This is a genomic window from Aeribacillus sp. JST-2, assembly GCF_056032925.1.
Genome location: NZ_JBVVUU010000033.1, coordinates 22,316 through 29,201 on the forward strand (window position 1 = coordinate 22,316; position 6,886 = coordinate 29,201).

A 6,886-nucleotide genomic window follows, 5' to 3' on the forward strand; every position below is an offset into this window, starting at 1 on the left:
CAACCATTGCATATGCGGCATTTTCAACTAAAAGCTGAACCTGAAAAATGGGTTTTCAGCCTAATCATAAAAAAGCAAAACCCAAGAATGTTGTTATATCAACATTCTTGGGCCTTTTATTTGGAAACATATGATACGAAAATGGTCTTTTTTCAGACAGCCCCTTCATTTACAAGGCTTATAAATGCATCCGGAACATCTGTGATAATGGCAGACACATTGGCCTCCTTCAAGGGGATATAGTCTTTTACATGATTGACAGTGTAAACCCTTAAACGGCATCCTTCATTGACAGCTTCTTTTCCATATTTACTTAAGGCAAAAGATTTTTGGCAATGGATGTCCGCACGAATGGCTTTCGCTTTCTCAACGGCATTTCTTTTGATGCCTTGTATTAGAAAAGCTAAAGAAATGTTCTCGTCTAAACTTCGAACCTTTTCCAAACTTTCGTAGCAAAATGATGAAATAATAATGCGGTCCTGCAAAGTATAGCGATATACCTCATGCAATACTTTTTCCTCTAAATTCAAATAGCGAAACAGACTGTTTTTCAGTTCGATGTTTACCGTTATCGGATCGCCGATTGACGAAATAAACCGCAAAACTTCTCCCAATCTCGGAACCATTTCGTTTGAAAAATCCGGGTGAAACCAGCTTCCTGCATCAAATCGGCTTAGTTCTTGATACGTATAATCTTTCACAAAACCTGTCCCGTTTGTCGTTCTGTCCACTCGCTCATCATGAATCACTACAACTTCACCATCTTTTGTCATCTGCACGTCCAATTCGATACCATCCACTTTTAATTCGGCTGCTGCACGGAAAGCAGCCATCGTGTTTTCAGGATATTTGCCGCTAAACCCGCGATGAGCATAAATATGCATCGTTTCACCCATTTTCATCTCTCCTTAAAACTACAAATCTATAAAACATTTCGCGCTGCATGTTAATTTTCCTGTTTTTTGTTTGCAACTTCCAACGCACGATCCACTTCTTGGGCGGCCCGGTCAAGAGCCTGTTTCGGATCCATGCCTTGATAAATGTTTTCCATTGCGGTTACAATCTTTTGCCGCGCTTCAGGAAATACGGAAATAAGCGCACCTTGAGTAGCGGCCGTTGGCTTTGTATCATGAAGCTGGTCAACCGTCACTTTTAATTGCGGATATTTTTCCCATTCTTGTTTCACAATATCTTCTTCATACGCTTTTGGATTGATTGCAAAATAACCAGATTCTACATGCCATTTTGCTTGTACTTCCGGTGTTGTTAAATATTTCATAAATTCCCATGCCGCTTTTTGTGTTTCTTCCTCAATGCCCGCAGACATCCAAATAGATGCCCCGCCAATAATGACGCCTTGTCTTTCAACATTATCCGGCACCGGCAAATATGAAACGCCAACATCAAATGGGGCGTTGTCTACAATTGCTTTCACGCCGGCGGAGGAATCCAAATACATGGCGATTTTGCCTGACTGAAAGGCGGCGCGGATATCATCCCAGTTTGTTCCAACATTATAATATGTACCTTCTTTGTACATGTCGGCTATCAATTCAAAAACTCTTAAACCTTCTTCACTATTAAAAACCGCTTTCTGTGCATTGCCCTCGCGTCCGTTTTCTTGGTCAACGAAATACCCGCCTTGAACTGCTAAAAGCTCCTCAAAAAACCAGCCGTAATTTAAAATGGAAAAGCCGTAGCGTTCTTGGCCTTTCGTCAATTTTTTGGCTGCGTCTTTCAACTCGCTGTATGTCATTGGCGGCTTTTCTGGATCCAAACCGGCTTCTTTAAAGACATCTTTATTGTAAATCAATACGGGGGTTGAAGAATTAAACGGCATCGAATATTGCACTCCGCCAACCGAATAATAGTTTGAAATGTTTTTTTCCCATTGGGAAGTATCATAATTCTCCTCATCAATGAATTTTTGCACCGGTTGTATTTTTCCGCTATCGATCATATACTTCGTCCCCACTTCAAAAATTTGCATTATGGCAGGGGCATCTTTCGTACCTGCGACAGTATTAAACTTTGTCAGCGCTTCTTCATATGAACCTTGAAAAATCGGCTTTACTTCAATATTCTCCTGCTTTTTATTAAATTCGTCCACGATTTCATTGAGAACAGGCTCTAATTCACCACCCATCGCATGCCAAAAAATTACTTCCGTTTTTTCTCCATCGGACTGATTTTGCTTTTCCCCATTTGCTTCAGAACTGGATGGTTGGTTGGAACTTGAACATGCACTTAAAAAAAGCAGTAGGCAAAAGAAAAGCAGCATCATTGGTTTTTTCATAATTGGACAACCTCCTTATTTAATTGCGCCCTGTGTCAACCCGCTTTGCAACCTTTTTTGTCCAGCAAACAGCAGAATTAACGTCGGCAAAATAACGATGACCACAGCTGCCATAACCACCCCCCATTCAGTAGAAATTTCTTGCGACTGCATTTGCTTCAGACCAATTTGCACCGTTCGGACCGAATCATTGTTTGTCACAAGAAGCGGCCACAAATACATATTCCAAGCCGTTAAAAAGCTGTAAATCCCTAAGGTTACTAAACTAGTTTTGGAAACCGGAAGAACGACGCTCCAAAAAAAACGAAAACGGGAAATGCCGGCCACCAGTGACGCTTCATACAATTCGATTGGAATCGTTTTGAAATGCTGCCGAAGCAAAAATGTCCCAAATGCGAGAGCAAAAAATGGAACGGTCAAACCTGTATATGTATTAAGCCACCCCAATTTTTGCACGGTCATAAAATTCGGAACCATCGTTGCTTCCCATGGAATCATCATCGTGGAGATAAAAAGGAAAAACAGAAAATCTCTTCCACGAAACGTCAAAAAAGCAAAAGCAAACGCAGCTAAACTTGACACAACTAATTGGCCCACCATGATCGCCAGCGAAACGATAAAGCTGTTCCACAAATAACGCAGAAGCGGCACTCGTTCAAAAGCGGACATGTAATTATCAAATGTAAAAGATTGCGGTATAATGCGTCCTCCTAAAACTTCTCTTCCTTCCATAAAGCTGATCATAAATGCATAAAAGATCGGAAAAACCATAACCGCCGCTGACATGATCAAAAGGATGTATAAAATGATGGTTTTGGCCGTTCTCATTGGTAATGCACCTTCTTCTCGCCAATCTTAAATTGCAGCAATGTGACTAGCAAAATGGCAAAGAACAACAGCACCGCCTGAGCACTTGCAGAGCCGATATTATGATTTATAAAAGCATCTTTGTAAATGGAATAAACAATCACATTGGTTGTTTCAATCGGTCCGCCTTTTGTTAACATATCGATCTGCCCAAAGGTTTGGAACGCATTGATCAGCGAAACCGTAATGATGAAAAACAAAGTGGGCGACAACAGCGGAAGAGTAATCTTCCTTAATTGATAAAAATAGCCGACACCAGCAATTTTGGCATACTCGTATAATTGTTGATCGATGTTTTGCAGGCCTCCCAGCAGCACAAGAAAAGCAAAACCGGTATTCATCCAAATCGTTGCTGCCGAAACGGCCAACAGCGCATATTTCGGATCCAGCAGCCATTGCGTTTCAGAAAGCCCAAAAACTTGAACAATTTGATTGAATAGGCCGATCGCCGGGTTATACATAAACATCCAGATGACAGAAGACGCTGCGACACTCATCCCCATTGTCGAAGAGAAAATTGTTCGGAAAAAACCGATCCCCTTTAACTTTTCGTTTGCAATAATTGCTAAAAACAGAGCGAGCAAAATGCCCGCAGGCACCGTATAAAGAACAAATAAGACGGTAGCTTTTATACTATTTTGAAAGCTTGGCGACTGGAATAAATAAGTGAAATTTTCGAACCCGACAAAACGGATCGGCTCTCCTTGTCCATCGGTCAAAAACAAGCTCAAATAGATTGTTCTAGCCATCGGATAAAACAAAAAAATGGAAAACAGCACGAGCGAGGGCGACAAATAAAGTGCTCCTTGGACAAACATCGGCAATGTCCGCCGCCCTTTTTCTTTTTCTTCAACCTTTACCGGCAGCTCTGTCTCAGCTTTCATAGCAGTATCTCCTCCTCCAAAGAAAATGAACTTTTTTCTTGTGGAGATGAATATAATCGTTGGCCATTTTTTGCACTAAAAAGAAAAATGTCTTGTTCATTGACAACAATTGGTATTTTCTTGCCAATTGGTATGTTCCATTGCCCATTCCAACGAGCCACCCACTGAACATTTGCCATTTGAAAGGAAATAAAAGTTTCAGTACCTAATATTTCACTATTGACTGTTGTGACCACTAGGGCATTTTCTCCGTTTCGAGCCAATCGGATCGCTTCAGGCCGAATACCGATCAGCAAATCTTTTTCTTTTACAGTTTTGCTCACTTTTTCAGAAATGGCAAAGGCTCGCCCATCTTCAAAAATCAGCACATTCCCTTCAAACTTCACCTTCGCAAGATTCATCGGGGGAGAACCGATAAAGGAGGCGACAAATGTGTTGGCAGGCCGATTATAAATATCAAGCGGCCTTCCGATTTGCTGGATTTCCCCCTTATTTAAAACCATCATGCGGTCGGCCATGGTCATGGCTTCGATTTGGTCGTGTGTAACATAAATCATCGTAATGCCTAATTGCCGCTGGATTTGCCGTATTTCCGAACGCATTTTTGCTCTTAGCTTCGCATCAAGGTTTGACAAAGGTTCATCCATTAAACAAATTGAAGATTGCGTGACAATCGCTCTCGCTAAAGCAACACGCTGCCTCTGTCCCCCGGAAAGTTCGCGAGGTTTGCGGTCTAATAATTCCGTCAAACCAAGCATTTCAGCCGCTTCTTGGCATCTTCTTTTTTGTTCTTGCTTGCTGATTTTCTTTGTATGCAAGCCGAAGCGAATGTTTTTTTCGACAGTTAAATGGGGAAACAGCGCATAGTTTTGAAACACCATTGAAATGTCACGTTCATGAGGAAGCAAATGATTGGCCTTTCTCCCCTCTATCCAAATTTCACCTTCGGATATATTTTCTAATCCTGCAATCATCCTTAACATCGTGCTTTTCCCACAACCGGAAGGCCCTACAAGAACAAAAAATTCTCCGGTTTCGATTGACACGGAGATCTCGTGAATGACGTAGTGATGGCCGTCGTATGATTTTGAAACATTGAGTAAATCCACTTTTTTCATTTCGGAATCTCCTTTCTGCGAAACATGCCGAATCCACCTTTTTTTACAGGGAATTACATGGATTCCATACATTTTATTTTAAGCGGAAACTTTTAACGAAATGTTAATAAAGATTGGAAAATTGTAAAATTGCTTTGAATCTTTTGTAAAAAACATTTTTTCAACAAAAAAAAGCGGCAATCAACATCCGCTTTCATTCCCGTTCATCTGCTTCCATTTCAACATATTTATTTCGCCCGGCTCCTAAACCGAACGCCGTCATCAAAACACAAGCGGCAATAAATGAAATGATGGTCATCGTCCAAGAATGGGTCTGATCATACAAAAAGCCAAACAAAATAGGGCCGAAAGCAGCCAGCAAATAACCGATTGACTGAGCCATCCCCGACAATGCAGATGCATGTTCGGCGCTTCTCGTTCTAAGACCGAAAAAAGCCAAAGCCAGCCCGACGCTCGCTCCTTGGCCAATGCCAATGAAAGTCATCCATAAGATGATCCAAAAAATACCGCCTCCATTTAACAGACCAATCAAACCAACTATATAAACCACTCCTAAAACGGCTACAATCCATCTTTGATCTGCAAACTTGTCAGCAAGCGCCGGAGCCATAAAGGTGGCAGGCAAACCGGCAATCTGCATAAGAAATAACATCCAGCCGGCAGTTGCAGCATTCAGCCCATCCGCCTGTAAAATTTCCGGAATCCACGCAATGGAACTATAAAACAAAAATGATTGAAACCCCATAAAAAAAGTGACCTGCCAAGCGAGAGGCGAGCGCAGCAAAAATCCACCTGCTGCGTTTCCAGTTTGCCGAGGCGCACGGCCTTCTTTCCAATGTATTTGAGGAAGCCATAAAAATAAAGCCAAAATAGCCAATACTGCCCAAAAAAGCAAAGCGTTCCTCCATCCTAGCCCCAAACCTTCCGACAGTGGAATGCTCAATCCTGAAGCAGTGCCTGCCAGCATCCCCATCGCCGTTGAATAAACACTTGTCATCAAACCAACTCTTTCTGGGAATTTCTTTTTTACAATCCCCGGCAGGAGGACATTGCTAACAGCAATACCAATCCCGATCATAACAGTCCCTAAAAATAATCCAACGGTAGAACCAAAGGATCTGACAATCATCCCAGCAAAAAGTACAACTAGCCCGCCAAAGACAGCTGCTTCATTGCCGTATCGATTTCCCAGCTTCGGAGCAAGAGGCGAAAGAACAGCAAATGCAATGAGCGGAATTGTCGTCAAAAGGCCTGCCGCCCCATTGGTAATTCCTAGATCATCCCGAATAGAACCGACGAGCGGCCCCACCGATGTAATGGCCGGACGCAAATTAAACGCAACAAGGATGATGCCGATAATGAAAAACGTATTCCGGGCATGTATTGCTTTTGCACTTTCCAACGCATTGTGCTCCATCAAAATCCCCCCTTATTTCCTTTAGCCTGCCTTAACAACCAATATTTATATACTAATCCCCCATCACCAAAAAAATCAATAAAACAAACCACTAGCATTGCAGTAATTAAATCTGATGATTCAAAATACTAAGAATGTTCAATTTTTTATTGATTTCGAAACAAAAAAATCCTTTACAATGGAAGTACAGGTGGTTCCTGTCCAAATCCAATCGTAAAGGATAACCGTTATGGACAAGAATACACTAATTTCATCATTTGGTAAATGGGTTTCACCCATAAATATTCAAAAACTTAGCGAACAA

6 protein-coding genes are annotated in these 6,886 nt (G+C 41.7%); all 6 read right to left on the minus strand.

Features of this window, described 5'->3' with window-relative positions:
- Nucleotides 1-152: 152 nt before the first annotated feature.
- The 6 genes from AC0KTX_RS13515 to AC0KTX_RS13540 all read right to left on the minus strand — a co-directional run bounded on the left by AC0KTX_RS13515 (nucleotide 153) and on the right by AC0KTX_RS13540 (nucleotide 6,582).
- Nucleotides 153-896, minus strand: a complete 744-nt coding sequence (locus AC0KTX_RS13515; RefSeq protein WP_474252653.1) for a glycerophosphodiester phosphodiesterase — start codon at nucleotides 894-896, stop codon at nucleotides 153-155.
- Between the two features lie 50 nt (nucleotides 897-946).
- A complete protein-coding gene (locus tag AC0KTX_RS13520) occupies nucleotides 947-2,296 on the minus strand; it encodes an ABC transporter substrate-binding protein (protein ID WP_474252654.1) in 1,350 nt (449 codons plus the stop codon).
- Nucleotides 2,297-2,311: 15 nt separating this feature from the next.
- Entirely contained in the window at nucleotides 2,312-3,124 is an 813-nt protein-coding gene (locus tag AC0KTX_RS13525; protein ID WP_094244980.1) for a carbohydrate ABC transporter permease, read from the minus strand.
- The gene (locus AC0KTX_RS13530) at nucleotides 3,121-4,047 is read right to left on the minus strand and encodes a carbohydrate ABC transporter permease (RefSeq protein ID WP_445206616.1); all 927 of its coding nucleotides are present in this window, start codon (nucleotides 4,045-4,047) and stop codon (nucleotides 3,121-3,123) included. The genes AC0KTX_RS13525 and AC0KTX_RS13530 overlap by 4 nt, the downstream gene beginning before the upstream one ends.
- Complete coding sequence (locus AC0KTX_RS13535) at nucleotides 4,044-5,165, minus strand: ABC transporter ATP-binding protein (protein ID WP_094244978.1); 1,122 nt, start codon at nucleotides 5,163-5,165, stop codon at nucleotides 4,044-4,046. The genes AC0KTX_RS13530 and AC0KTX_RS13535 overlap by 4 nt, the downstream gene beginning before the upstream one ends.
- A 193-nt stretch (nucleotides 5,166-5,358) precedes the next feature.
- On the minus strand, nucleotides 5,359-6,582 hold the full coding sequence (locus tag AC0KTX_RS13540) for a CynX/NimT family MFS transporter (RefSeq protein WP_474252655.1): 1,224 nt from the start codon (nucleotides 6,580-6,582) through the stop codon (nucleotides 5,359-5,361).
- Nucleotides 6,583-6,886: the final 304 nt, after the last annotated feature.